The sequence below is a fragment of the Kinneretia sp. DJ1R-11 genome (genome assembly GCF_025717595.1).
Classification (GTDB): domain Bacteria; phylum Pseudomonadota; class Gammaproteobacteria; order Burkholderiales; family Burkholderiaceae_C; genus Paucibacter_A.
Map to the genome: position 1 here is coordinate 305,754 of NZ_JAJIRR010000002.1, position 24,012 is coordinate 329,765.

A 24,012-nucleotide genomic window follows, 5' to 3' on the forward strand; every position below is an offset into this window, starting at 1 on the left:
CCATGCATCTGATCCTCACCGACGATGAGTTTGCCGAACTGGAGGCGCGTCTCCATGCGGCCGGTTCCGCCGCCTGCGTGCACGAGCGCGTGGCACTGGCCTGGCATCTGCGCGAGCGCCACACGCGACGCGCGCAGCAGCTGGCCGAGCAGCTGTTGGCCGAACTGCAAGATGCCCCGGTCGCCCATGCGCTGAATTCCGGCGGCACGGCCGCGGGCCTGCGTCTGCGCCTGCAACTGCTGCAGGCCGAATGCCTGTGGCTGTTCGCCGAGCTGGACACGGCCCAGGCGCAAGCACGCCAGGTGGTGGAGCTGGCGCGCCAGCAGGGCGAGATGCCGCTGCTGTCCGATGCTCACCTGCTGCTGGCTCAGATCGCCGGCGACCGCTACGACCTGGCCCTGCGCTGCCGCGAGCTCGATGCCGCGGCCAGCGTGGCCGTGGGCTGCGATGACGATTTCCGCTTGGAGTTTGCCCAGCTCTGCCTGGCCCATGCCGCCCTGCGTCAAAACGGCCCGGCCGCCGCCGCGCAGTGGAGCCTGCACGTGCGCGAGCGCCTGGCCCAAGCCCTGCACCCGGCCCTGCATGTGCTGTGCAACGAGTTCCTGAGCTTCGAGGCCTTGCAGCGCTCGGACTTCCGCACCGTCTTCCAGGTCTGCAGCCACACCGTCACCGAGCTGACCCGCGCCGGACTGCAGCGCCAGATAGCGCTGACGCTGACGACCATGGGCGTGGCCTTCTCCAACCTCGGCGACGACGCCCAGGCCATGGAATGGATGCAGCGCAGCCTCAGCCGCGCGCGGCCGACCGGCTGGCCCCTGGTCTTGGGCCTGGCCCTGCTGCAGGTGAGCACGGTGCAATGCCGGCTGGGCGAGCTGGAGGCCTCGCAGCAAGCGCTCAACGAAGGCCTGGCCCTGCTGGCGCCGCTGCAAAGCTCGCGGGCCTACAGCCTGGGCCTGGTCTATCTGGCCGAGCTGCAGCGCGACCTCAAGCAGCCCGAGGCCGCCCTGGCCTCCGCCCTGCGCCTGGAGGCGCCCGGTCCCATCCCGCGCAGCCTGGACCTGCGCCTCAATGCCATGTGCGTGGCCGCGCTGTGTCTGTCGGAGCTGGGTCGCGCCGAAGAGGCCATGGCCACGGCCCATAAAGCCCTGGCCCTGGCCCAGCCCAGCCATTTCGCCTTCTACCACTGCGAGGCTTTGCGCACCCTGGCCACCCTGCACGAACGCCACGCCCTGCCGGCTCCGCCCGAGATGGCGGTGGCCAGCGCCAGCCTGCATTACCTGCTGCTGTCCCTGGCCGTGTACGCGCCCGAGGCCCAGCACAATGTGCCACCGGCCGTGTTCGACGCCATCGCCAGCGAGTACGCCCGCCTTGGCGATGGCCTGCAGGCGTTTCACTACGCCGGCCGGGCCCGCGCAGCCAGCGAAAGCGTGCACAAGCAAGACGTCAGCAAACGCCTGATGTCCATGGAAGCGCGCTTCCAGGCCGAACGCACGGCAGCCGAGAGCGAGCATCTGCGCCAGCTGGCTGCGGCCTCGGCCGAGCGCGCCGAGCTGCTCAGCCAGACCAGCGCCACGCTGGAAAAGCTCAGCCTGATCGGCCAGGAGATCACCGCCCATCTGCAAGACCAGGCGGTCTACGCCACCCTGGACCGCAATGTCCACGGCCTGCTGACGGCCAACCATTTCGCCGTCTACCTGCTCGACGAAGCGGCTCAAGAGCTGCGTCTGGCCTACGGCACCGAGAACGGCCGGCCGATCACGCCCTTTGCCATTCCCTGTGATTCATCGCAGTCCCAGGCCGCGCGCTGCGCCCGCGAGCGCAGCGAGATCTTCCGCGACATCGACCCGACGCAGCTGCAGTCCCTGCTGCCCGGCACCGCCCCGACCTTGAGCTCCATGTTCATGCCCTTGCTGGCCAATGGGCGCGTGCTGGGCGTGATGTCCATCCAGTCGACCCAGGCCTTCGCTTATGCCGACCGCGAACGCCTGATCTTCCGCAGCCTGGCCGCATATGGCTCGATCGCGCTGGAGAACACGCGCAACTACCGCCGCCTGGAGAGTACCCTGGGCCATCTGCACCAGGCCCAGGCCGAGGTGCTGGAAAAGAACCAGGAACTGGAGCGCGCCTACCAATCGCTCAAGGACATCAGCCTGACCGACCCGCTGACCGGCCTGCGCAACCGCCGTTTTCTGGAACAGCACTTGGCCGCCGAAGTGGCGCAATGCCTGCGCCTGTATCAAGACTGGCGGCGCCAGCCCGAACGGCCACGTCCGACGGAGTCGGACCTGGTCTTCCTGCTGGTGGACATCGACCACTTCAAGCAAGTCAACGACGACTGGGGCCACCCGGCCGGCGACGCCGTGCTGGTGCAGATGCGCGAACGCCTGCGCCGCGCCTGCCGCGAATCGGACTATCTGGTGCGCTGGGGCGGCGAGGAATTCCTGGTGGTGGCACGCGCCGTGGACGCCACGAGCGGGCCGCTGTTCGCCGAACGCATTCGCGCCGCTGTGGCCGAGCAGCCCTTTGTCATCGACGCCGGCGGCAGCCTGGCCCTGAGTTGTTCGGTCGGTTTTGCCGCCCTGCCCTTCATCGCCGAACAGCCCGAACGCCTGGACTGGCAGCAGGTCGTCAGCCTGGCCGACCAGGCCCTCTACATGGCCAAGCGCGCCGGCCGCAACACCTGGGCCGGCCTGTCGGCATGTGCCGAGAGCGCCACGCTGGCCGATCTCAGCCATTTGCTCAGCGCGCCGCAGTCCTGCGTCGAAAAGGGGTGGCTGCGACTGAGCCAGCCGGCCCTCATTTCCAGGCACTGAGCAGGGTCAGCGCTGCAGCGGCCATCAGCAGCAGGCCCACGCCCGCCAGCAAGCCACGCTGGGCACCCGCGCCCGGAGCCGCCACGCGGCGGGCGCCGAGCGCGCTGAGCAGCACCGTGCCGTAAATGACGATCTGGTTGCCGGCAATGATGGCGCTGAGCAGGGCCGCCTGAGCCAGCACGCTGCGCTCCTGGGTCTGCAGATAGGCCGGGAACACGGCCAGCATGAAGGCATAGGCCTTGGGGTTGAGCAGGCAGTTCAATACGCCTTTGCTGAAGATCGCCATGGACGACTGCGGCAAGCGGGCAGGCTGGCTGACTTCCTCGGCTGCAGCAGCAACAGCCGGCTGCCAGGCGGCGCGCACCATGCCCCAGCCAATCCAGGCCATATAGGCCGCACCTGCCAGCAGCAAGAGATTGAAGGCGGCCGGCCACCAGAGCAGCAAGGCCGCCAAGCCGCTGAGGTTGATCAGCACATGGAGCACGCCGCCGACGACGATGCCGGCCAGCGCGACGCCCCCGGCGCGCGCGCCCGAGGCCACGGCCGTGCCGACGATGAAGGCCATGTCCAGGCCCGGCAGGACGATGATGCCGAAGGTGAGAACGAAGAAGATCCAGAGGCTGTGGGTCGGTTCCATGGGAGGCAGAGGGAGGCGGAGGAAAGCTGTAGGGCTGCATGCTCGAGGGCACAGGTCGCCAGTCTAGAAGCCATACCGGACATAATCCGCCCTGTATGCAACAGGAGAACCCGACCCGACGCGTCCTGGCCCTGCTGGAATTGCTACAGGCCAAGGCCTTGAGCCCGGGGCCTGAGCTGGCGCAAGCCCTGGGTGTCGATGTGCGCACATTGCGGCGCTACATCGGCCATCTGGTCGAGCTGGGCATCCCGGTGGCGGCGCAGCGGGGCCGCGACGGCGGCTACGGCCTGAGTGCCGGCCACAAGCTGCCGCCGCTGATGTTCAACAGCGACGAGGCCCTGGCACTGGCCATGGGCTTGCGGGCGGCGCGCGAGCTGGGCCTGGACGGCATGCTGCCCGCCCTGCACAGCAGCCGCGCCAAGCTCGAACGGGTGCTGCCTGCGACGGTGAAGCGCCGGCTCAGCGATGTTCACGAAACCGTGGCCCTGGACTTGCGACGCGGCGCGGCGCCGTCCGATGGACAGCCGGCGGGTGTACAGGCGGAACTGGCGCTCTTGAGCGCGGCCGCCCGGGCGCAGCAGCGTGTCAGCCTGCGCTATCAGGATCGCGACGGCAGTTGCAGCGAGCGCCAGCTCGATGTCTACGGCCTGGGGCTGCGCGGTGGCGCCTGGTATGCGGTGGGCTTTTGCCATCTGCGCCAGGCCCTGCGCTCCTTCCGCTTGGACCGGGTGTTGGCGGTGCAGCCCCTGGCCGCGAGCTTCGGCCGCCCGGCTGGGTTTGATGTGCTGGCATTCCTGAACGAAGCCCTGGCCCGCCTGCCCCGTGCCCACCAAGTGCGCTTGCTCTTGCACACCGGGCTGGACGCCGCCCGCCGCGCCCTCTACCCCGAGCTCGGCCTGCTGGAAGCGCGCGCCGAGGGCGGCGTGGTGCTGAGGGCGCAGATCGACGATCTGACCAGCCTGGCGCGCGAGCTGGCGGCCCTGCCCTTTGATTTCGAGATCCTGGAGCCCGCCGCGTTGCGCCATGCCCTGGCCGACCATGCCCGCGCCCTGCTGCGCCGCAGTCAGGACTGAGGCCGCCGCTCTATAGTGTTTGCCAGCCCCACCCCATTCTTTGCTCTCGAACAGGAGTCCTCATGGCCAAGAAGCCCGTCGCCAAATCCGCCGCCAGCACCAGCATCAATATCGGCATCAACGAGAAAGACCGCGCCGCCATCGCCGCCGGCTTGTCCAAGCTGCTCGCCGACACCTACACGCTCTACTTGACCACGCACAACTTCCACTGGAACGTGACGGGGCCGATGTTCAACACCTTGCACACCATGTTCATGGCCCAGTACACGGAGCTGTGGAACGCGGTCGACCCGATCGCCGAGCGCATCCGCTCGCTGGGCCATGTGGCGCCGGGCTCTTACGCCCAGTTCGCCCAGCTCAGCAGCCTGCCCGACGCGCCGACCCAGCCACCCAAGGCCCTGGAGATGGTGCGCATCCTGGTGGAAGGCCATGAAGGCGTGGCCCGCACGGCACGCAGCCTGTTCGCCGCCGTCGACAAGGCCAGCGACGAGCCCAGCGCCGACCTGCTGACCCAGCGACTGACGGTGCACGAGCAAACTGCTTGGATGCTCAGGAGTCTGCTGGAGGACTGAGCAGGCAGACAAGAAAGTTGGCGAAGCCCGATGGTGCACCAGCGCCAGCACCGGCCGGCTGTCGGCGCTTGCCTTTGCTAGAGTGAAGCGCGGCCAAGTCCTGGTCACAGTCTTGTCAAGACTGCGTCTTTTTGGCCGTTTATGCTAAGCCCATTTCTCATCGGACTGTTTCCCGACCCATGCCTGTTTTCCGCACGCTTTTGATCAGCCTGCCCTTGTTGTGGGCGGGCAGCGTGGGGGCGCAATCTGCGGCCTCTTTGAGCTGGAACGACGCCATGCATCGTCTGCAAGAGGGCTCCGATCAACTGGCCGGTGCCCGCGCCGTGGTGGCGCAGCGTCAGGCTCAGGCCGAGGGCATCGCAAGAGCCGGCGGCCCAATGGTCTCGGCCCAGGGCGTGGCCTACACCTACCGGATGAGCCTGGATCTGGACCTGGATCCCCTCAAGCAAGGCCTGGGCAATGCCGTCAATCTGCTGCCGCCGCAGGTGGCTGGCATGCTGCCTGCGCTGCCGCCCCTGCCCTCCAACTACACCATCGAACGGCGCAACAGCAGCCAGTCGGCTTCGGTGAATGCGGTCTGGCCCATCTACCTGGGCGGTGCTCCCGATGCCTTGCGCGGGATGATCGGCGCTCAAGGCGATGAAGCGCAGGCCGACCTGCAGCACAGCGAGGACGAGGCCATCGCTGTGCTGGCCCAGCGCTACTTCCAGACCCAGATGGCGCGCCGCGCCGCCGCCTTGCGGGATGCCGCTGCGGCCGGCGTGGCCGAGCATGACCTGGCGGCCGAAAAGATGCTCAAGGCCGGCGTGGCCTCGCAGCTGGAGCGCCTGCAGGCGAAAGCCGCCCTGCAGGACGCGCAATACCAGGCCCGCAAGGCACGCAGCGATGCGGACCTGGTGGCCATGGCTCTGGCACGAACGCTCAAGTTCGACGGCATACCCGCCCCCAGCACGCCGCTGGCGCTCAGCTCGCAAGCACTGCCACCGCTGCAGGACTTCATCAACACCGCCCTGACCCTGCACCCGGGTCTGTCCAAGATCGCAGCAAAGAAGGCCCAGGCCGAGTATCTGAAGGCAGGCACCAAGGCGCTCAACAAGCCCCAGGTCTTCGCCTTCGGCCAACGCTCCCTGAGTCACAACGGCGACTGGCTCGCAGGCGTCGGCGTGCGCTTCAATTTGTGGGACTCGATCGACCACCAGGCCATGGAGCGCTCGCACCAAAGCCAGATCCACCAGGCCGAAGCCGCCGAGGCGCAGGCCCGTAGTGACATCGCCCTGCTGGTGGAGCGCCAATGGCGCAGCGCCGAGCAGGCGCGCAGCCAGTACATCAGCCTCGCGGCGCAAGATGAGCTCGGCCAGGAATTGCTGCGCCTGCGTCGGGCCGGCCTCAAACAAGGCACGAGCACGGCCATCGACCTGATCGATGCCGAGCTGAACCTGAGCAAGTTGCGCACCGAGCGCGCCCAAGTCGCCTATGAGCATGTGATGGCCCTGGTCGGGCTGCTGCAGGCCTGCGGCCAGATCCAAAGCCTCGCCGACTACCTGGCGCGGGCCGATCTGCGTCTGGAGTGAATCGGCCCTGCCCCACCTGCATCAAGGAAAAGTCTCCCCTCATGAAACTTCCGAAACTTGTCGTGCCCGTCCTGGCGCTGACGGTGCTGGGCATCGCGGTCTATGCCATGTGGCATCACCAGCCGCCCGCGCCTGAGCAATTGCAAGGGATGATGGAAGCCCGCGAAACCGATATCGCGCCCAAGCTGACTGGCCGCATTGCCGAATTGCACGTGCAAGAAGGCCAGCGCATCGAAAAGGGCAGCCTGATCCTGCGCATCGACAGCCCCGAAGTGGCGGCCAAGCTGGCCCAGGCCAACAATGCCGAGGCGGCCGCATCGGCCGTGGCGCAGAAGGCCCGGAACGGCGCACGGCCCGAAGAGATCCGCATGGCCCAAGCCAATTACGAGCGCGCCCGGGTGGGCGCCGACTTGGCACGCAAGAGCTATGAGCGCGTCGAAGGGCTGTTCAAGGAAGGCCTGGTGGCCGCGCAGAAACGCGACGAGGCGGAAGCCAACTGGCGCGCTTCGCAAGGCCAGGCCGATGCGGCCAAGGCCCAGGCCGACCTGGCCCGCGCCGGCGCCCGCAGCGAAGACCAAGCCGCCGCCACCGCGCAAGCGCGCCAGGTGGCCGGTGCGGTGCAGGAGGTGGAAGCGGCACGCGCTGAAACGGAACTGAAAAGCCCGGTGAATGGCGAGGTCGCCAAGCTGCTGGCCAAGGTGGGCGAGTTGTCGCCGGCCGGCGTGCCCGTGTTGACGGTGGTGGACCTGAGCGACCAGTGGATGCTGCTGAATGTGCGCGAGGACCAACTCCAGCGCTTTGCCATCGGCAGAGAATTCGATGCCACGCTGCCGGCGCTGGCCGATGGTGCGAGCAAGCGGGTGCGCTTCAAGGTCATTGCCTCTCAGGTCCTCCCCGACTTCGCCACCTGGCGCAGCACGCGCAACAACCAGGGCTATGACTTGCGCACCTTCGAGGTGAAAGCCCAGCCGCTGAAGCCGATTGCCGGCGCACGGCCCGGCATGAGCGTGCTGGTCGCACGCTGACGCTGATGCAGGCCTGGGGCACTTGGGGTAACTGGGGTACTTGGCGCAGGGAGTGGGCGCGGCTGCGCGCCAGCCCCTTCGATCTGGCCATGGTCTCCTGGCTGCCGCTGCTGATGGGCCTGCTGCTGGTCTGGACCTTTGCGTCCGGCCTGCCGACACGCCTGCCCATCGGCGTGCTCGACGCCGACCACAGCGCGCTCTCGCGCCAGCTGCTGCGCATGCTGGACGCCTCACCGATGCTGAGCCTGAGCGCGCAGTACAGCGACGAAGCCGAGATGCAGCGCGACCTGCGCGCCGGTCGTGTGTACGGCGCGCTGGTGATCCCAGCCGGCACGGCGGCCGCGGTGAAGCGCGGCCACCCCAGCCACCCGGCGCAGCTGGCGCTGCTGCACAACGCCCAGTTCTCCAGCCACTCGGGCCTGTTGCAAAAAGCGCTGCGCGGCGTGGTGGGCACGCTCTCGGCCGGCATTGAAATCTCCATGCGCGAGAAACGTGGCCAGAGCCCGCTGGCGGCGCGCCAGAGCCTGGAGCCGGTGCGCGCCAGCCTGCAAGCTGTCTACAACCCGGCGCTGAATTACCAGCAGTTCCTGGCCGCCGCCCTGCTGCCGGCCCTGCTGCACATGCTGGCCATGGTGGCCGGTGCCTGGAGCTCGGGCACCGAATTGCGCGCGGCCAGCGCGCCGGCTTGGCTGGCCAGCGCGGGGGGTCAGGTCTTGCCTGCGGTGCTGCTCAAGTTGGCGCCCGCCTGGCTGCTGCTGAATGCGGTCAATGGGCTGCTCTGGCTGCTGATGCGGCAGCTCGGTCTGGTGCCGGCCGACAGCCTGCTGCCTCTGCTGGGCCTGCATGCGCTGCTGCTGGCGGTGTATGCAGCGCTGGGCGCATTTGTGGCCCTGGCCGCCAGCTCGCTGCGCACCGCGCTGTCGGCGGCCGGCTTCATCACCGCGCCGGCCTTTGCTTTCTCAGGCCTGGCCTTTCCGCTGATGGCCATGCCGCCCGGCGCGCGAATGTGGGCTGAGTCGCTGCCGCTGACCTGGGTGTTGGAAGGCCAGGTGGGCCTGCTACAGCAAGGCCGCAGCGCCCTGGAGCTGCTGCCGCTGGCGGGCTGGCTGGGCCTGGGCGCGGCCGCGCTGCTGCTGGCGAGCGCCGCCCTGCTCCAACGCGCGGCCCGCAGGCCGGCCTGCTGGGGGCGGCGCTGATGCGAACTTGGCTCGCCACGCTGGCGCAAACCTGGCGCGCCGCCCTGACAGACAAGGGCACGCTGCTGATGTTCATCGTGGCGCCCGTGCTCTACGCCTTTTTCTACCCCTGGCCCTACACCACGCAGGAGCTGCGCCGCGTGCCGGTGGCCATCGTCGACCTGGATCACAGCCATATCGCGCGCCAGATCGGCCGCTTCACCCAGGCCAGCCCGCGCCTGGATCTGCGCTTCGTCACCGCCAGCGAGGCCGAGGCGCGGCGCGCGCTGGCGCGGCGCGAGATCGAGGGCTATGTGCTGCTGCCCGCCGACATGAAGCGCGAGATCGTGCGCGGCCAGGGCGTGGTGCTTCCGGTGCTGGCGGACGGCGCCTACTTTTTGATCAACAAGGTGGTGCTGAGCGGCTTTGGAGAGGTGATAGGAACGGTCTCGGCCGGGGCCGAGCTGCGCCAGCTGCAGGCCCGCGGCGCCCCGAAGCAGCAGGCCGCCTTGAACCGCAGCCCGCTGAACTTGAGCCTGGTGCCGCTCTTCAACCCGACCGAGGGCTATGGCAGCTATGTGGTGCCGGCGGTCGCGGTGCTGATCATTCAGCAATTGCTGCTGATGGGCAGCGCGATGTGGGTGGGCACCTGGTTCGAGACACGCCGCACGCCCGAGCCATTGCTCGGCGTGTGGAGCGCGCGCACCGCCGCCTTTGCCAGCCTGGGCCTGCTTTCGGCGGCCTGGTTCTTCGGCCCGGTGTTCCGCTTTTTTGACTACGGCTATGGCGGCAATGTGGGCGCGGCGGCCTTGTTGCTGCTGCCTTTTTGCTGGGCCATCGCCGCCCTCGGCGTGGCCCTGGGCGCACTGCTGGCCGACCGCGAACGCGCCCTGCAGGCCCTGCTGTGCAGCTCGTTGCCGATGGCCTTCCTGAGCGGCTTCTCCTGGCCGCGCGAGGCCTTGCCCGCGGCTCTGGTCACGGCCGGCGACTTCATTCCGGCGGTGGTGGGCATTCAGACCTTTCTGCGCCTGAACCAGATGGGCGCCACGCTGGCCGAGGTGCGGCCCTTCGCCGAGCTGCTGCTGCTGCACGCGCTGGCTTACAGCGTCTTGGCGGCTGGGGCTTTGAGCTGGCGCGCTCGACGCGCAGGCCCACAGCCCGCAAAGACCTCGCCGGCGCCGTAAGGCAAGGACGAGCCCAGCGCCTGTCGGCGCCGCCAAGAGACGGCCTGGAGGCTCAGGAGCCTGCTGGAGGCATGAGCGTTGGAACTTCCCTTGCTGCGCTGATGGGCTCGCGCTGACCCTGAACAACACGCGCCGAAGGCTGGCGGGCCAGAAAGGCATCGAGCCGTGCCTCGTAGTCGGCCGCCACCGCAGCTTTGACCGAGGGGCGTGCCAGCAGCGCTTGACTCCAGGCCTGCAGGCGCGGCAATGGATACAGCAGCGCGGTGGCATCAATCAAGCCGGCCCGGTGCAGGGCCGGGAAATAGCGAAAAACCGGCGCAAAGGCCGCGTCGCTCAGTGCGAAATCGGCACCAGCAAAGTACGGCCCGGCAGGGTCCAGCTCGGCTTCGAGCTGGACCAGGCGCTGCTTCAGCGCCGCCCCTTGAGCACGCAGGCTGTCCTCGTCCGCGGCCCGGTACAAGGCGGCGATCTGGGCCAGCAGCTGCGAGGCGAACTCCATCCAGGCGCGGTGGCGCGCCCGGTCCAGTGCATCGCTGGGGTGCAGGCGGCGTTCCGCCGGGCCGGCATCCTCCAGGTATTCGCAGATCACCGAGGACTCGAACAGCGCCCGGTCCGGCCCGCCGGCCGCATCCTCGACCTGCAGCACCGGCGTCTTGCCCAGCGGCGACAGGGCCAGAAACCAGCCGGGCTTGTCAGCCAGATCGACATCCCTGCGCTCGAAGCGCAGGCCTTTTTCCTGCAAGGCGATGGCCACCCGCTGCACATAGGGGCAGAGTGCATGGCTGACCAGCAGATAGGGGGTTGATGCCGGCTTCATCGCGCACTCCCACGAGCTTGGAAGGGGCGGGCGAAATCGCTGCGCCGCCAGGCCCAGGCACCGTCACCCAGCAGCCACTGAACCAGGGAGGCCAGGGCCAGAAACACCGGGTACTCCCAGCCGCCCCCGGGGCTGGTGTGAACCCAGCCATTCGGCAGGTGCAGCCAGGCAGCCCCGAGCAAGATCGGCAGCAGCAGCAAGGCCGCCTGGGGCGCGTAACAACCCACGATGAGCGCCAGACCGCCAAGCAGCTCCAAGGCAAACACGGGATAGGCCAATAGGCCCGGCAAGCCCTGGCTGAAAAAGAACTGGGCGGTGCCTGGCAGGCTGAAGACCAGCAGCTTGAGCAAGGCATGGGCGATCCACATCAGGCCCAGGCTTTGGCGAAGGATGAAGCCAGCCCACTGGGCCGCGGAGGTGTCCGCAGAGGCAGGCGAGAAAGCAGGTCGGAGTGTCATGAGTGAGGGGGCAGCTGAGCTGCCTGGAGTGCACAGAAGGCCTCACTCTAGAATTGCCAGATTGCAATGAAAATATGCAGTCAAGCAAATGTCTATTGCATCCACGCAATTCACTCTGAGTGCCGCCGATCTCAAATTGATGCTGGCACTGCTGCGCGGCGGCACGCTGGCGGCGGCCGGCGAACGCCTGGGCGTGGACGCCTCCACGGTGTTCCGCAGCCTGCAAAAGCTGGAGCGCGGCCTGGGGCAGCGGTTGTTCGAACGCTCTCGCTCGGGCTACCAGGCCAATGATTTGGCCCTGCAACTGGCAGCGCATGCCGAGCAGATCGAGGCCCAGCTCGAAGCCGCACAGAATGCCGCCCGGCTGCAGCCCGAACAGCTGGGCGGCACCGTGCGCATCAGCAGCACCGACACCTTGCTGCACGGCCTGCTGGCCCCGGCATTGAAGCCCCTGCAAGCGCGGCATCCCCGGCTGGGCTTCGAGCTGCACACGGGCAACGAACTGGCCAGCCTGAGTCGGCGCGATGCCGACATCGCATTGCGCGCCACCCGCCGCCCGCCGGAGCACCTGATCGGCCGCCACCTGGGGCCGCTGCGTGTGGCCTTGTTCGTGGCGGCAGACAGCCCGCTGAGCAGCCTCGAGGATGCGCTGGCGGCCGAGTGCCCCTGGGTCGCACCCGACGAGGCCTTGCCAGAGCACCCCTCGGTGCTCTGGCGCAAACGCCACTGGCCCAAGATCACGCCGCAGTACCAAGTCGGCAGCATTCTCTCGGTGCAGGAGCTGGTGGCCCTGGGTCTGGGGGTGGGGGTGCTGCCCCTGTTCCTGGCGCAGCAGCGAACCGGCCTGCGTCAGCTGGGCCGGCCGATCGATGAGGCGCAGAGCGAGCTGTGGCTGCTGAGCCATCCCGAGTCGCGTCACCTGCGCCGCGTGGCGGAGGTGTTCAGCCATTTGGCCAGCACAATCAGCCTGAGCTGAGCGGGCCGCGCGGCCCGCGAATTCAGCGCTCGCCGAAGGCCGAGCCCTGCTTCAACCCCTGCGCACGCAAGGCCAGCGCCTGACGAAGCTCCGCCACCGTGCCCGAACGGCCATGCACGCCGACGATCCAGGCCGGCTCCAAGCGCTGCGCCTGGATCAGGTCCAGCAACTCCTGGCCCGTGGCAAAGGCCGGGGGCACGGGGCCGAAGTCCGGGATGTAGAACAGATCCCCCTGAAACAGCGCCCGCGACTGGCCGTCATAGGCGACCAACATATCGCTGGCATGGCTGCTGGCCAAAGGCCACAGCTGCACACGACGGTCACCCAAATCCAACACCTGAGGACCCTGCAGCTCTTGCACCCGCTCGTCCCACACGCCCCAGGCGGCGCCGAGCTGGCGACGCAAGGCCTGGCGAGCCTGGGGCCCGACCAGCACCCGGGGCGCGTCTGCTTGGTAGGCCGGCAGCCCGGCGATATGGTCGCGGTGAGCATGGGAAACCACCACGTGGCTGACCTTGCGCCCCGGCGCCAGCTGCTCAATCAGCGCGCGCACCAACGCCGCTTCGGCCGGGCTGACCGGCGCGTCGTACACGACGATGCCCTGGCTGCCGATGCTGAAACTGCTGTGGTAGCCGCTGCTTGAGCCGTCGACCCGGTAGCTGCCAGCGCCCAGCGGCGTGGCGCGCAGACCGGCAGAGTCAGTGGGGGCGTCGGTGTAGCCGGCTGGCAGGGTGAAGGCCGCTGGATTCGCGTTCGGCGTCGCCACGGCCCGGACCTGCCAGACCCAGGCCGGTGCCTCGCCGCGCTGCTCGCTGATGCGGCGCGGCTGCTGCAGCCCGCCGGTCAGGGTTTCGTAGTCGCTGTACTCATAGCGCCGACCCGCGCTGCGGGCCCAGAGCACCCGGTCGCTGGCACCGTCCAGGGCCAGGCGCGCCGGCCGGCCGGCGCCATCCTCGAAGGCCAGGCTGCCGTCGCTGGCAGGCTCGCCGCGCGCCGCACTCAAGCGCTGAAGCAGCCAGGCCGGGACCAGGAACTCCTGTTCGGCCCAACGCTCACGGGCGGCCGCGGCGGGCAGACGCGAGATGGCCAAGCCTTGCCGCCACTGCAGCAGGTCGACGGTGCTCACGCCCTCGGGCCGGCCGATCTCCAGAAATTGGAAGCGGACCGGGCCGGGGTAGACACTGTCGGTCTCCAAGCGGTAGCGGCCCTGCGGGTCGAGCAAGAGCTGCTGCCGCAGGGGCACGCGTGCCAAGGCCTCGGCCGGATTGCGGGCCTGTTCACCCACCAGTCGCTCGGTCCGCATGTCCAGTTGCAGGGCCGCGCCCACGCCGGGCGCCCGGACATGCGCTTCATCGGCGCGCAGCTCCTGGGCTGACAGTCCCGAGGGCAGGCTGCCCAAGGCGCAGAAAGCCACCAGCAGCGCCAGGCCGCAGGGTCGAAAACGCTTCGGCAAGGAAGCGTGCATGGGATTCATGGACATGGGCACCGTGTTTCAGCCGGGGAGGCCGGAGTGTGCCCAGGCCTTGACGCCCTGCCAGAAGTCACCGACGGTGCGTGGCCGGAGTAAAGGTCCGAGGCACCGCGCCATCAAGGGCGTCGCGCCAGCTCCAGATACTTCGGATCCTCATAACGGAAAGCCTGCTCGCCGGCGCTTTTCAGCACCGCCTGCAGATGCGGCAGTGCCTCGGCCTCCCGGCCCTGCTCCAGCAGGCACTGGCCCAGGCGCAGCTGCGGCAAGGGCTCGGCCCGGGCCGACTCGAAGCTGGCCAGCAAGGCGCTGAAGGTGTCGCCGCTGGCTTCAAAGTCCTCCAGTAGGAACTGCATATCGGCGACGGAGAACAAGAGGGTCTGCGCCTGCGCATGGGCAGACCAGGGCTCGGGCAACAGCTCCAGCGCCTGCTCGAACAGGTCCAGCGCGGCCTCGAACTCGCCCTCATCGGCCTGCTCATCGGCGCGCTCGACCAGGGCACGAACGCGCGCCACTTCGGCGGGTGACAGATCAGCCATGGCCGATCAACCCAGCACCGCCGCCATGCCCGCCAAGCCCAGGCCCAACGCGGCAAGGGCGTCGCCGGCAATCAAGCCGCCGCCGACCAGGGAGGTACTGCTCATGTCCGAAGGCAGCTCGTTCTCACCCGGCTTGGGTTTCGGCGCCAGGGTGTTGATGGCACTGGAGATCACACCACCGGCAGCAAACCACATTGAGGTGTGCAGATTGACGAAGCCGCCGAAGGACGAGGCGTAAGGGCTGGGCAGCACCACCGCGTCGAGCATGAAGTCGGTGGCGAAGCCGGCCTTGCTGCCCGCAGCGAAGCGCTGGTAGCTCTTGTTGGCCTTGATGATCTTGCGCAGCAGCTCGGTTGCGAAGCCGATCAGCACGCCGATCAGGATGGCCTGCGTCTGGTAGGGCTTGGGCTCGGTCAGGCTGCGCAGGGCGCCGACGAACTTGTAGGTCATGGCCGAGGTCCATTGCGCGGGCGCCTGGTCGGCGCTCATCACGGTCTGGTCCAGCTGCAGCACCGGGTAGGCGGTCATGAAGAACTTGGCCACGGCCACGGCCAGCACCGAGCCGAGCAGCAGGCCGGCCACCTGGAAGCGGAATTGCAGGGTCCGGTTCGAGCCCAGGCGCCAGCCGGTCGAGCGGTCCTGCTGCATATCGCCGGCCACGCTGGCCGAGACGAACACCACCATGGCCGCCAGCAGGCCCAGCATCGGGTCCTTGAGGCCGATGCTGGCGAGGATCAGCACGGTGACGACAAAAGCGCTGGAGATCGGGTTGGAATCGGTCAGGCCCAAGGAGATGCCGTTGACGATGACGAACAGATAAACCAGGGCCACGGCCAGGATCATGTAGCCCAGGGGCTCGTTGAAGAACTGCACGCCGCAGACGATGGTGGCCACGGTCCAGACACCCACCCAGGCCAGCAGGCGCGGCAGGCTGGCGCGCGGGCCGGTGCGCTGTTCCTCGGGCACCACGACGCGCTCACCCGGCTGGGTCAAGCGGCGAGCAACACGCCAGAAGATCAGGCTCAGGTCGACCACGGCCGCGCCCAGAATCATGCCCAGGGCAATCAGGAAAGCGATCTTGCGGAAGGGCTCGCCTTCTTTCAACCAGCCGATGCTGACGAAATACGGCGCCAACGCCCAGAAGATGCCGCCGCCGACGATGGCCGGAATGCCGACCCGGGCACCGACGATCAGACCGGCGCCGAAGGTGGAGGTGGACAGCTCGATCGCACCCAGCACGGCGATCTTGGCCGCGCCGATGCCGCCAATCAGGCCGGCACCCATGCCGCCGAACAGGCGCGACACCGATTGCTTGAGCAGCACCGGGTCGGTCAGCGCGCGCAGGATGTTGGCGACCGCCAGGCCCGAGGGGAAGGTCAGCTGCATGCGCTCGACCAGGATGGGCGTGTAAAGCATGCCGATGCCGGCGGCCATCATGCCGATGCAGAGCATGTAGGTGACCAGCTGCCAGGCCGGCACCTCAGGCATGCCCATCCAGGCCATGGCCTGGATCAGGGTGCTCATGGCCATCATGCCGGCCACGGAGGCGGCCGTGGTCTGGATGTAGTTGGCGCCATGCTTGCCCTCGGCGCCGTAGCCGTAGGTGACCACCGAACCCAGGATGCCGGCCAGCACCTGCCCGCCGACATAGAAGCCGATGGAGAAATTCATGAAGGCCGCGGCGATGCCACCCAACGGGCCCAGGATCAGCATGCCAATGGCAGCCAGCAAGGTGTAGTAGCCCCATGTACCCACCGGGGGCAGCCAGGCCCAGCGACGGGTGTCGATCGAAGCGCCCGGAGGCGGAAAAGCAGGTATGGCGGACATGTCAGCTCAAGAAAATAGGGAAAGCCATGGCGCACAAATGCGCCGGGGAGTGGCGCGCAATGTAACCCCGGGTTCACAATCCGACCATGCGTGAAGTCACCCCCACCGGTCTGAACGCGCCCGCCACCACGCGGGTGGCCATCGTCTGCTTCGATGGTTTCGACGAGTTGGACTGCTTCATCACCCTGGGCTTGCTGAATCGCCTGCGCCCCCTGGGCTGCTCGGCCGAGCTGTGCGGGCCGGGCAGCGCCATCAGTTCGATGAATGGCGTGCAGCTCCAGCTGCAGCGGCCCCTGGAATGGGCCAACGAGGCCGAGGCCGTGCTGTTCGGCTCCAACCTCTACAACCGCGCACTGGCCGAGAACTCGGCCCTGCTCGACCGCCTGCAGCTCGACCCCTTGCGCCAACGCGTCGGCGCCCTCGGCTCCGGCACCTTGCTGCTGGCCCGCCTGGGCTTGCTGGGTGATATGCCCGCCTGCTGCGACGCCGCCACCCGCCCCTGGCTGCTGGAGGCCGGTGTGCGCGTTCTGGAGAACGAACCCTTTCATGCCCACGGCCCCGTGGCCACCGCCAGCGGCGGCTTGGCCGCGCCTTTGCTGGCCACCTGGTTGATGCTGCATCTGCAGGGCGAGGCGGCCACGCGCGAAGCCCTGCGCCCGGTCGTCGCGGCAGGCGCGCGCGAGCCAGCGGTGGACCGCCTGCTCGCCCAGGTGCGCAGCGCCTGCACAGGCGGCTTGGAGCATCCGGCATGAAAGCCCGCAGCGCTTGGTCTGCGACTTTGGCTCTGGCTTTGTATGCTTTGCCGCTGCACGCGGCGGAGCCGGCCGTGCGCCCGCCACCGCTGCGCATGGCCCATACCGAGGCCATGGCCTTCCCCTTGCTCACCGTCAGCGGCCCGAACAAGCTCAGCGGAGGTTTTCTCAAGGAACTGGGCGATCTGATCGCTGCCGAGCTGGGCACACAGGCACAGCACCAGCTGGTTTCACGCCGCCGCATGCAGGCCACGGTGATGGGCGGCGACGCCGACATCGCCTGCTATTTCAGCCCGCTCTGGCTGCCGGGCACGGGCGAGAACTGGACCGTGGCCGTGGTGCCCCAGGTTGAACGGGTGGTGTCGCTGGCCGCAGCGCCGCTGCACTTCGAGAGCAACCAGGACCTGATCGGTCGGCGCGTCGCCGTGCTGCTGGGCTACCAGTACCCGCAGTTGCAGGCTGCGTTCGAGGCCGGCCAGGTCACCCGGCTTGACGAGAGCCAGGTGGATCTGTTGTTCCGGCGCCTGCGCCTTGAAATGGCCGATGCCCTGATCACCTCGGAGGTGGAAATTGCCGGCTATTTCAAACGCTACCCGCAGGAGCGGGAGCGCTTCCACATCAGCAGCCGCAGCTTCTCAGTCACCGACACCCAATGCCTGGTCTCGCCCGCCTCGGCCTGGCGCCTGGCCGCGATCAACGAGGCCTTGCAGCGGCTGATCAAAAGCGGCACGGTGGCCCGCCTGGCCCAGCGCTATGGCATGAGCAGCGGGCGCTGACATCGGCGCTCACACGCCTTGCTCCACTCATGTGCGCCGAGCGACCGCTCGTGCGCGTTCTGGCGGCTTTCGCCTCCTGCGGCCCTGACAATGCCGGGCCCCACCTACGCTTCGCATCGTTTCCAGGCCTGCAACACCTGTGCAGACTCTTTTTGACAAAGGCGAGCGAGACTTCATGAAAACCACGTCCTTTCCGCTGCGCGCCCTGATCGCGGCGCCTCTGGTGGCCCTGATGGTCACGGCCCTGGCGGCCAATCCGAACCAGTTGCCGCAGGGCTGGTTCCGGGCCGGTGATGCCGCGGACTGCCGCAGCACCACCGAGCCGCGCGCGGGCGCGCCCACGCCCAAGGTGTTTGTGCTTGATTGCAAGAGCGATTCGCGCGGCTTTGTCACCACCATGCAGAGCATTCAGGCCCGGGATTACACCGGCCAGCGCCTGCGCTTGAGCGCACAAGTCCAGGGCGAGGCCCTGTCGCAATGGGGCGGTATCTGGCTGCGCGGTGACGTCGGACAGGACATCGGCCGCGTTTTCGACAATATGGAGCTGCGCCCGCTGAAAGGCAGCTTCGGCTGGCGCGAGGCCTCGGTGGTGCTGCAGATTCCCAAGGAGGTGGACTCCCTGCATTTCGGCACCTTGCTGACCGGCGGCGGGATCTTGCGCAGCACCCGTTTCAAATTGGAAATCGTGCCCGACAGCGTGCCCGAAACCCAAGGGCCCAAGGACGCGCTGCTGCTGCCGCGCCAGCCTCAGCATCTCTCGCCCCCGTGAGCGCCCCGTCACGCTCTGCAGGACCGCGCGGGCCAGCCAGCCTGGCGGCGCGCGCCTTGCGCGAGGAATTCGGCCGCCCGGCGCTCTGGCCGCAGCTGGGCCTGGGCTTGCTGGGCTTCGGCCTCAGCGCGCCGTTCTGGGCCAGTCACGCCGCCTGGTGCCTGGCCCTGGGCTTGTGGCTGGGCTGCGTGCTGAGCCAGCTCCTGCTGAAGGCGCTGAGCTTGTGCGCCGATGGCGGCCTGCAGCGCCGGGGTTGGGCGCTGGCCCTGCCCCTGTGCGCCCTGGCCATGCTGACGGGTGCAAGTGCGGGAAGCCAGCTCGAACAGGCGCTGAGCGCGCGGCTGCTGGACCTGCACCGCTGGACGCAAGGAGAGCCGCTGGCACGCGCGAGCCTGCATCTGGGCTTTGTCGCTCTGCTGCTGGGCCTGCCCTTGTTGCAGCGCACGCGCCGCCTGGCCGGCGAGCAGCGCCTGGAACAAGAGCGCGACCGGGTGCGCGCCGAGCTGCAGCTGCTGCAAGCACAGATCGAGCCGCATTTCCTCTTCAACACCCTGGCCACGCTTCGCGGCCTGGTGCGCCAGCAATCGAGCCTGGCCCTGCCTCTGCTGGACCGCACGACGGCCTTTCTGGAGGCGGTGCTGCCCGAGGTGCGCACGGCGGACTCCACCCTGGGCCGCGAGCTGCACATCGTGGAACAGTACCTGGCCATCATGGCCCTCCGCCTGGGCCCGCGCCTGCGCTACCGCATCGATGTGGACTCTGCACTGCATGCCCTGACCTTGCCGCCCTTGCTCCTGCAACCTTTGGTCGAGAACGCCATCGTGCACGGCATCGAGCCCTGCGAAAGCGGCGGCGAGCTGCTGCTGCAAGCGATCCCCAGCACCCAAGGTCTGCAGCTGTGCGTGCGCAACAGCGGCGAGCCGCTGCTGCTCCGCTCGCCGCAGGCCGGCCAAGGCCTGGCCCTGGCCAATCTGCGCCAACGCCTGCAAGCCTTGTACGGCCATACGGCCGAGTTTCATCTCCGGTCTCTGAGCGAAGGCACCGAGGCAAGCCTGAGCCTGCCCCTCAGCCCCAAGGCACAAACGGTTTCATGACGCCCGCCACCACCGCCCTGATCGCCGACGATGAAGCGGTGCTGCTTGAAGAGCTGCGCTGCCTGCTGCAAGAGGCCTGGCCCGAGCTGCACATCGTCGCCAGCGCCAGCAGCGGCAGCGAAGCGCGCCGCCTGCTGGACGCCCTACGGCCGGATATCGCCTTCCTCGACATCCGCATGCCCGGCATCGATGGCCTGAGCCTGGCCAGGCTGGCGCCGCCGCAGACCCATTTGGTTTTCGTCACCGCCCATGCCGAGCACGCGCTGGAAGCGTTTGAACATGCGGCGGTGGACTATCTGCGCAAGCCGCTGACGCCGGCCCGGCTGGCGCTGACAGTGCAGCGCTTGCGAGAGCGCCTGGCACAGCGCCAAGCAGGGCCAAGCCCATCCTCCGCCCCGCGTTTTCTGCAAGCCTGGATCGGCAACAGCCTGCGCCTGATCGAGCTGGAGCAGGTGGCCGTGCTGCGCTCCGAGCTGCGCCACACCCGGGTGCAAAGCTTCGATGGCACGGCCCTGCTGCTGCGCACGCCGCTCGGCGAGCTGCAGCAGGAACTGGACCCGGCCCTGTTCTGGCAGGTCCATCGCGGCACCGTGGTCAACGCCCGCGCCATCGAGCGCGTCGAGCGGCGCGAAGACGGCGAGCTGCAGTTGCATCTGCGCGCTCAGGCAGGGACGCTGGCGGTCAGCCGCGCACATCGCAGCCGCTTCAAGGGCATGTGAAACCGGGCTTGCCACCCGGACGCCCGGGCGCTCAGCGCGCCGCCGGCTCCAGCGCGGCCAAGGCTGCCTTGGCCGCGGGCAGCTCAGGCTTCAGTGCCAATGCGCGACGATAGGCCGCGGCGGCTTGCTGCTTGTCACCCAGGCTGAGCAAAACCTCGCCCAGGCTGTCCCAGGCATTGGCCGACTCCGGGTTGAGCTGGGTGTTCAGGTCCAGCAGGGCGCGCGCTGCCGCCTTGTTGCCGCCGCGCAGTTCGCGATAGCCCTGGTTGGTCAGATAGGACTCGCTGCCGGCTTCGTCACCGGCATCACGCAGGGCCCGATAGGCCGCCAAGGCAGCCTTGGCCTCGCCCGCCAGCAGCAGCTCGCGCGGCATCCGCTCGGCCTCGGCCAGGCGCGCCAACAACTGGGCCGTGCCGTCTCGGCGCTCCAGCTTCAACTGCCAGCGGCCTTGGGCGTCCGGGGCGAAGCTGCGCGCCTCGTCCTGCTCGCGTTGCAGATAGCGCCCGCCAGCCACCGGCACCAGCTCGCGCGCCGTGTCGCCGCCACGAGCCATGAAGAGCTGCTCGCCCTTGCGCGTGATCTGGATGAACTGCTCAGCGTTGACGCGGTAGCGGCCGGGCGCCTTGTCCAGAGCTTCCGCGCTGGCCGGCAGCGCCTGGTGGGCCTTGAAGCCGGGCCATTGGTACTCGAAAGCCACGGCACGGCGCAGTTCGTCCATCAAGGCCGGCTGGTTGGCGTTGATCATGATGGCCATGCCGACGCCGGCGCTCGGGTGGGCCATCAGGCTGGCACAGAAGCCCTCGTTCCAGCCGCCGTGGGCGAAGTAGACCTCGCCCTCTTCCTCAGGCAGCCCGAAACCCAGGCCGTAGCCGCTGCCGGCGCGCTGGCTGAGCATGTCCTTGACCATGGGCGTGGACAGCAGCGCTGTCTTGTCGCCGCGCCAGGCGGCCTGCACGCCCAGGGCGAATCGGGCCAGGTCCTGCGAGGTGGTCCACAAGCCCGCGGCGGCCAGCTCCGGGTAGCTGTGGCGCTTGCCGAGCACCGCGCGGCCGTCCGGCAACACACCGGCCGCGGCGCGCGCCAGCAGCGGCGCCGGCAGGGGTTGGGCGAAAGTGCTCTCGGCCATGCCCATCGGGCCCAGCACGCGGCGTTGCATCAGCTCGGCAAAAGGCCGGCCGTCGGCCTCGCTCATCAAGAGCTGGGCCACGGTGTAGCCGCCGCCCGAATAGCGAAAGGCCTGGCCCGGCAGCTGATTCACGCGCACGGCATCCGAGTTCGCCGGCGGCTTGCCGTCCAGCACGGCAGTCACATCGGGCAGGTTCTGGCCCGGTGCATAACCACCAAAGCCATGGACCGTGAGGCCACCCGTGTGGCTGAGCAGATGGGCCAGGGTGACCGGCACCTGGGCGGTCCAGGTGTTGTCGGGGATGCGCCAGGCTTTCAGGCGCGCATTGACCGGCTCCTGCAAGGCCAGCTTGCCTTCCTGCACCAGGGTCAGGGCACCCAAGGCCGCCACCGGCTTGCTGATGGAGGCCGCTTGGAACAAGGTGTCCGGCCGCACCGGCAGGCCGGCCTCGCGGTCGGCCAGGCCGTAGACGCGGGTCCAGGCCAGGCCGTTCTTGTCAATCACCGTGATGCTGAGGCCGGGCACGCCGTAGTGCTTCATGCGTTCCTGCAGCGTCCAGCTGCTGTCGCCGACAAAGCTGACCGGCGGCCGCAAGCCGGCCAACACGCGGGCGATGCGAGCCTCGTCACTATCGGCCGCTGCCGGAGCGCTCGCAGGCACTGCCGGGGTCGCCGCTGACGCCGACCCGGCGTAGGCCAGACCCAGGGCCAGCGACAACAGGGAGCGGCGCAAGAGGAGCGCAGGACGGGAGGCTGCGGCGAGGTGAAGGCGGTGGCTGACGGTCATGGCGGGATCCGGGCGTTGGCTGAAGTGGCCGCAGCGTAGCCAGCACCCGCCGTTCCGTCCAGCGCCAGCCTGATGAAATGACGCCTTAGGGGCCCCAGCTGCCGCCGCGGCGGACCAAGGCTCAAGTCCCCGGCTGTGAGCGCCCGCCTACTTGGTGCTGATCACCTTGACGCTGGCGTCGACCTTGCTGCTGTCGAGGATGCCGACACCATTCGGCGTGCTGGCCACCCATTTCTTGAGTTCGTCCTCGCTGTCGAACTGCTTGGGTGCTTGGGCCCGGCCGGTGAAGATCAGCTGGGTCCAGATGGCCTTGTACTGTTTCTCGTTCTTGCCGACATAGCCGATCACGAAGTCCTCGCGCAGCTTGCCTTCCTTGGGCAGCGCCACCTGCACCGCGCCGCTGCCGGGCAAGGTGTTGGCTTGGCCCAGAAACAGGGCCTTGACCTCATCGGCCGAAGGCTTGCCGGCCAGGGCCGGATTCACCACCACCACCGGTTCGGCCAGACAGGCACTGCCACTGAGCAGCAGTCCCGACAACAACAGGATCTTGGGGTTCAGCATCATGGTCTTGCTCCTCAGAACACATGGTCGAGGGAAACCGCAATCGCCTTGGCATTGCCCATGAAGGGGAAGGCGGACTTGTCCTTGAAGATGTCGTACTGGAACTTCAGAGCCGTGTCGGAGCGGAAGTCCCAGCGCAGGGTGGCGATCCAGGTGTTGTGCTTCTCATTGGCCGTCGGGTCGTCCTTGAAGTCCTCGGTGAAGCGCGAGTAGGTCAGCATGGGCAGCCAGTCGCCGAAGCGGTAGCCGCCACCGAGGAAGAAGATGTTGTAGATGTCCTTGGGCGAATCGGGCCGGACGAAGCGGTTGATTTCGCTGCGCAGCACGAAGTTGCCATGGTCGACATTGCCGGTGATGCCGTAGAAGTTCTGCTTCACCCCGTCCTTGTTGACGCTGCGGGATGCACCGGTGCCGAGGAAGCGATCGACCTTGCTGGTCATGGCCACCATGCGCAGGGAGCCCCAGTCATTGCTGAGCTCGACGAAACCGCCGACGATGCCCTTCCATTTCTCCTCGACCTTGTCGCCGTAGTAGATCTGACCCAACATGCGATTGTCCTTGTCGGACTCGCTGCCGGCCCAGACATTGGCCGAGATCGAGAGGCTGCCTATGCTCTTGCGGTACTGCAGATTGGCGCCGTTGTAGGCCACGATCTGCCAGCCGTAGAGGTCGCCCGGCGGGCGGATCCAGGGGTAGGCGTAGCCGACATGGAAGAAGTCCGAATAGCCGAACAAGGGCAGGCGCTTGCGGCCGGCCTGCAGGGTCAGGCTCTCGTTGAGGTTCCAGCTGGCATAGGCCCAGTCCAGCGTCGGCTTCATGTCGTTGGCGGCATGGCCGGTCAGCTGGCCCGTGAAGCTGAGCGCATCGCTGGGCCGGTAGATCACCTGCACACCGGCGCGGCTGTCGGGCTTGAGCGAGAGCGAGTCGCGGTAGACACCGACATCGGGATAGTTGGCGATATAGCAAGGGCACTTGAAGCCGTAGTAGTCCTGCTTCACACCCGAAACCGTCTTGCCCACCCCGAGGGTGGCAAAACCCGAGACGCTCCAGTCATCGGCCCGGGCGGCCGTGCTGGCAGACGCCAGCATCACAAAAAGCAGACCGAGGGAAAACGACAAACCCTGTTGTGCGTGGCGCATGGCGTTGAACTCCTGGAAGAGCCTGGGGTCAGGTCATGATGCCACCGGCGGACTTCGTGCGATAGCCGCCCAACGTGACATTGTTGCCACAGCGCGGACCGCACGCGCAGGGACTTGGCTAGCGTGTCAAAGGCGCAAGAATCGGGTGGCCGCGC

The 24,012-nt window shown here is 68.1% G+C and carries 22 protein-coding genes; 13 read left to right on the forward strand and 9 right to left on the reverse strand.

Translation table 11 applies throughout. The features are described from left to right. Positions 1-2 precede the first annotated feature (2 nt). Complete coding sequence (locus LNV23_RS05385; protein ID WP_263562030.1) at positions 3-2,813, forward strand: sensor domain-containing diguanylate cyclase; 2,811 nt, start codon at positions 3-5, stop codon at positions 2,811-2,813. Here LNV23_RS05385 and LNV23_RS05390 read toward each other — a convergent pair. Then, positions 2,797-3,450, reverse strand: a complete 654-nt coding sequence (locus LNV23_RS05390) for a LysE family translocator (RefSeq protein ID WP_263562031.1) — start codon at positions 3,448-3,450, stop codon at positions 2,797-2,799. The two genes, LNV23_RS05385 and LNV23_RS05390, sit on opposite strands and share 17 nt — an antisense overlap. A gap of 95 nt (positions 3,451-3,545) precedes the next feature. Between LNV23_RS05390 and LNV23_RS05395 the strand changes: the two genes are divergently transcribed. The 6 genes from LNV23_RS05395 to LNV23_RS05420 all read left to right on the forward strand — a co-directional run bounded on the left by LNV23_RS05395 (position 3,546) and on the right by LNV23_RS05420 (position 10,050). After that, entirely contained in the window at positions 3,546-4,523 is a 978-nt protein-coding gene (locus LNV23_RS05395) for a helix-turn-helix transcriptional regulator (protein WP_263562032.1), read from the forward strand. Positions 4,524-4,585: 62 nt separating this feature from the next. Further along, the gene (locus tag LNV23_RS05400) at positions 4,586-5,095 is read left to right on the forward strand and encodes a Dps family protein (RefSeq protein ID WP_263562033.1); all 510 of its coding nucleotides are present in this window, start codon (positions 4,586-4,588) and stop codon (positions 5,093-5,095) included. 179 nt (positions 5,096-5,274) lie between these two features. Continuing rightward, the gene (locus LNV23_RS05405; RefSeq protein WP_263562034.1) at positions 5,275-6,666 is read left to right on the forward strand and encodes a TolC family protein; all 1,392 of its coding nucleotides are present in this window, start codon (positions 5,275-5,277) and stop codon (positions 6,664-6,666) included. Positions 6,667-6,707: 41 nt separating this feature from the next. Then, the gene (locus LNV23_RS05410) at positions 6,708-7,691 is read left to right on the forward strand and encodes an HlyD family secretion protein (RefSeq protein WP_263562035.1); all 984 of its coding nucleotides are present in this window, start codon (positions 6,708-6,710) and stop codon (positions 7,689-7,691) included. 89 nt (positions 7,692-7,780) lie between these two features. Beyond that, complete coding sequence (locus LNV23_RS05415) at positions 7,781-8,887, forward strand: ABC transporter permease (protein ID WP_263562036.1); 1,107 nt, start codon at positions 7,781-7,783, stop codon at positions 8,885-8,887. Next, positions 8,887-10,050, forward strand: a complete 1,164-nt coding sequence (locus tag LNV23_RS05420; protein WP_263562037.1) for an ABC transporter permease — start codon at positions 8,887-8,889, stop codon at positions 10,048-10,050. The genes LNV23_RS05415 and LNV23_RS05420 overlap by 1 nt, the downstream gene beginning before the upstream one ends. A 52-nt stretch (positions 10,051-10,102) precedes the next feature. On the opposite strand, the gene LNV23_RS05425 is transcribed toward LNV23_RS05420, so the two are convergent. After that, on the reverse strand, positions 10,103-10,867 hold the full coding sequence (locus LNV23_RS05425; protein ID WP_263562038.1) for a glutathione S-transferase family protein: 765 nt from the start codon (positions 10,865-10,867) through the stop codon (positions 10,103-10,105). Continuing rightward, the gene (locus tag LNV23_RS05430) at positions 10,864-11,325 is read right to left on the reverse strand and encodes a DoxX family membrane protein (RefSeq protein WP_263562039.1); all 462 of its coding nucleotides are present in this window, start codon (positions 11,323-11,325) and stop codon (positions 10,864-10,866) included. The genes LNV23_RS05425 and LNV23_RS05430 overlap by 4 nt, the downstream gene beginning before the upstream one ends. 88 nt (positions 11,326-11,413) lie before the next feature. Between LNV23_RS05430 and LNV23_RS05435 the strand changes: the two genes are divergently transcribed. After that, on the forward strand, positions 11,414-12,301 hold the full coding sequence (locus LNV23_RS05435; protein ID WP_263562040.1) for a LysR family transcriptional regulator: 888 nt from the start codon (positions 11,414-11,416) through the stop codon (positions 12,299-12,301). 22 nt (positions 12,302-12,323) lie between these two features. Here the strand turns inward: LNV23_RS05435 and LNV23_RS05440 are convergent, their stop codons facing one another. The 3 genes from LNV23_RS05440 to LNV23_RS05450 all read right to left on the reverse strand — a co-directional run bounded on the left by LNV23_RS05440 (position 12,324) and on the right by LNV23_RS05450 (position 16,135). Then, the gene (locus LNV23_RS05440; protein WP_263562041.1) at positions 12,324-13,775 is read right to left on the reverse strand and encodes an MBL fold metallo-hydrolase; all 1,452 of its coding nucleotides are present in this window, start codon (positions 13,773-13,775) and stop codon (positions 12,324-12,326) included. Positions 13,776-13,888: 113 nt separating this feature from the next. After that, positions 13,889-14,308 carry a tetratricopeptide repeat protein gene (locus tag LNV23_RS05445; RefSeq protein WP_263562042.1) on the reverse strand — a complete coding sequence of 140 codons (420 nt, stop codon included), beginning with the start codon at positions 14,306-14,308 and terminating at the stop codon, positions 13,889-13,891. A 6-nt stretch (positions 14,309-14,314) separates the two neighbouring features. Next, the gene (locus tag LNV23_RS05450) at positions 14,315-16,135 is read right to left on the reverse strand and encodes an OPT/YSL family transporter (protein WP_263562043.1); all 1,821 of its coding nucleotides are present in this window, start codon (positions 16,133-16,135) and stop codon (positions 14,315-14,317) included. Between the two features lie 86 nt (positions 16,136-16,221). Here LNV23_RS05450 and LNV23_RS05455 point away from each other — a divergent pair, with 86 nt between their 5' ends. The 5 genes from LNV23_RS05455 to LNV23_RS05475 all read left to right on the forward strand — a co-directional run bounded on the left by LNV23_RS05455 (position 16,222) and on the right by LNV23_RS05475 (position 20,245). Continuing rightward, a complete protein-coding gene (locus tag LNV23_RS05455; RefSeq protein ID WP_263562044.1) occupies positions 16,222-16,887 on the forward strand; it encodes a DJ-1/PfpI family protein in 666 nt (221 codons plus the stop codon). Next, the gene (locus LNV23_RS05460; protein ID WP_263562045.1) at positions 16,884-17,663 is read left to right on the forward strand and encodes a substrate-binding periplasmic protein; all 780 of its coding nucleotides are present in this window, start codon (positions 16,884-16,886) and stop codon (positions 17,661-17,663) included. The genes LNV23_RS05455 and LNV23_RS05460 overlap by 4 nt, the downstream gene beginning before the upstream one ends. Before the next feature lie 175 nt (positions 17,664-17,838). Further along, positions 17,839-18,432: a hypothetical protein gene (locus LNV23_RS05465; protein WP_263562046.1), complete on the forward strand. Its 594-nt coding sequence runs from the start codon at positions 17,839-17,841 to the stop codon at positions 18,430-18,432. Beyond that, positions 18,429-19,526, forward strand: coding sequence for a sensor histidine kinase (locus LNV23_RS05470; protein WP_263562047.1), 1,098 nt, complete (start codon positions 18,429-18,431; stop codon positions 19,524-19,526). Before LNV23_RS05465 ends, LNV23_RS05470 begins: the two co-directional genes overlap by 4 nt. Then, the gene (locus LNV23_RS05475; RefSeq protein ID WP_263562048.1) at positions 19,523-20,245 is read left to right on the forward strand and encodes a LytR/AlgR family response regulator transcription factor; all 723 of its coding nucleotides are present in this window, start codon (positions 19,523-19,525) and stop codon (positions 20,243-20,245) included. Before LNV23_RS05470 ends, LNV23_RS05475 begins: the two co-directional genes overlap by 4 nt. Positions 20,246-20,276: 31 nt before the next feature. On the opposite strand, the gene LNV23_RS05480 is transcribed toward LNV23_RS05475, so the two are convergent. From LNV23_RS05480 to LNV23_RS05490, 3 genes are all read right to left on the reverse strand, one after another. After that, a complete protein-coding gene (locus LNV23_RS05480) occupies positions 20,277-22,157 on the reverse strand; it encodes a serine hydrolase domain-containing protein (protein WP_263562049.1) in 1,881 nt (626 codons plus the stop codon). A gap of 147 nt (positions 22,158-22,304) precedes the next feature. Next, positions 22,305-22,721 (reverse strand): hypothetical protein, encoded by a 417-nt coding sequence (locus LNV23_RS05485; RefSeq protein ID WP_263562050.1) that lies wholly within the window; start codon positions 22,719-22,721, stop codon positions 22,305-22,307. 11 nt (positions 22,722-22,732) lie between these two features. Continuing rightward, positions 22,733-23,857, reverse strand: a complete 1,125-nt coding sequence (locus LNV23_RS05490; RefSeq protein ID WP_263562051.1) for a porin family protein — start codon at positions 23,855-23,857, stop codon at positions 22,733-22,735. Positions 23,858-24,012: the final 155 nt, after the last annotated feature.

Bases quoted from the DNA above. Each gene is read 5' to 3' on its own strand.
- LNV23_RS05385 (WP_263562030.1), top strand. From the start codon at position 3: ATGCATCTGATCCTCACCGACGATGAGTTTGCCGAACTGGAGGCGCGT.
- LNV23_RS05390 (WP_263562031.1), bottom strand. From the start codon at position 3,450: ATGGAACCGACCCACAGCCTCTGGATCTTCTTCGTTCTCACCTTCGGC.
- LNV23_RS05395 (WP_263562032.1), top strand. From the start codon at position 3,546: ATGCAACAGGAGAACCCGACCCGACGCGTCCTGGCCCTGCTGGAATTG.
- LNV23_RS05400 (WP_263562033.1), top strand. From the start codon at position 4,586: ATGGCCAAGAAGCCCGTCGCCAAATCCGCCGCCAGCACCAGCATCAAT.
- LNV23_RS05405 (WP_263562034.1), top strand. From the start codon at position 5,275: ATGCCTGTTTTCCGCACGCTTTTGATCAGCCTGCCCTTGTTGTGGGCG.
- LNV23_RS05410 (WP_263562035.1), top strand. From the start codon at position 6,708: ATGAAACTTCCGAAACTTGTCGTGCCCGTCCTGGCGCTGACGGTGCTG.
- LNV23_RS05415 (WP_263562036.1), top strand. From the start codon at position 7,781: ATGGTCTCCTGGCTGCCGCTGCTGATGGGCCTGCTGCTGGTCTGGACC.
- LNV23_RS05420 (WP_263562037.1), top strand. From the start codon at position 8,887: ATGCGAACTTGGCTCGCCACGCTGGCGCAAACCTGGCGCGCCGCCCTG.
- LNV23_RS05425 (WP_263562038.1), bottom strand. From the start codon at position 10,867: ATGAAGCCGGCATCAACCCCCTATCTGCTGGTCAGCCATGCACTCTGC.
- LNV23_RS05430 (WP_263562039.1), bottom strand. From the start codon at position 11,325: ATGACACTCCGACCTGCTTTCTCGCCTGCCTCTGCGGACACCTCCGCG.
- LNV23_RS05435 (WP_263562040.1), top strand. From the start codon at position 11,414: ATGTCTATTGCATCCACGCAATTCACTCTGAGTGCCGCCGATCTCAAA.
- LNV23_RS05440 (WP_263562041.1), bottom strand. From the start codon at position 13,775: ATGAATCCCATGCACGCTTCCTTGCCGAAGCGTTTTCGACCCTGCGGC.
- LNV23_RS05445 (WP_263562042.1), bottom strand. From the start codon at position 14,308: ATGGCTGATCTGTCACCCGCCGAAGTGGCGCGCGTTCGTGCCCTGGTC.
- LNV23_RS05450 (WP_263562043.1), bottom strand. From the start codon at position 16,135: ATGTCCGCCATACCTGCTTTTCCGCCTCCGGGCGCTTCGATCGACACC.
- LNV23_RS05455 (WP_263562044.1), top strand. From the start codon at position 16,222: ATGCGTGAAGTCACCCCCACCGGTCTGAACGCGCCCGCCACCACGCGG.
- LNV23_RS05460 (WP_263562045.1), top strand. From the start codon at position 16,884: ATGAAAGCCCGCAGCGCTTGGTCTGCGACTTTGGCTCTGGCTTTGTAT.
- LNV23_RS05465 (WP_263562046.1), top strand. From the start codon at position 17,839: ATGAAAACCACGTCCTTTCCGCTGCGCGCCCTGATCGCGGCGCCTCTG.
- LNV23_RS05475 (WP_263562048.1), top strand. From the start codon at position 19,523: ATGACGCCCGCCACCACCGCCCTGATCGCCGACGATGAAGCGGTGCTG.
- LNV23_RS05480 (WP_263562049.1), bottom strand. From the start codon at position 22,157: ATGACCGTCAGCCACCGCCTTCACCTCGCCGCAGCCTCCCGTCCTGCG.
- LNV23_RS05485 (WP_263562050.1), bottom strand. From the start codon at position 22,721: ATGATGCTGAACCCCAAGATCCTGTTGTTGTCGGGACTGCTGCTCAGT.
- LNV23_RS05490 (WP_263562051.1), bottom strand. From the start codon at position 23,857: ATGCGCCACGCACAACAGGGTTTGTCGTTTTCCCTCGGTCTGCTTTTT.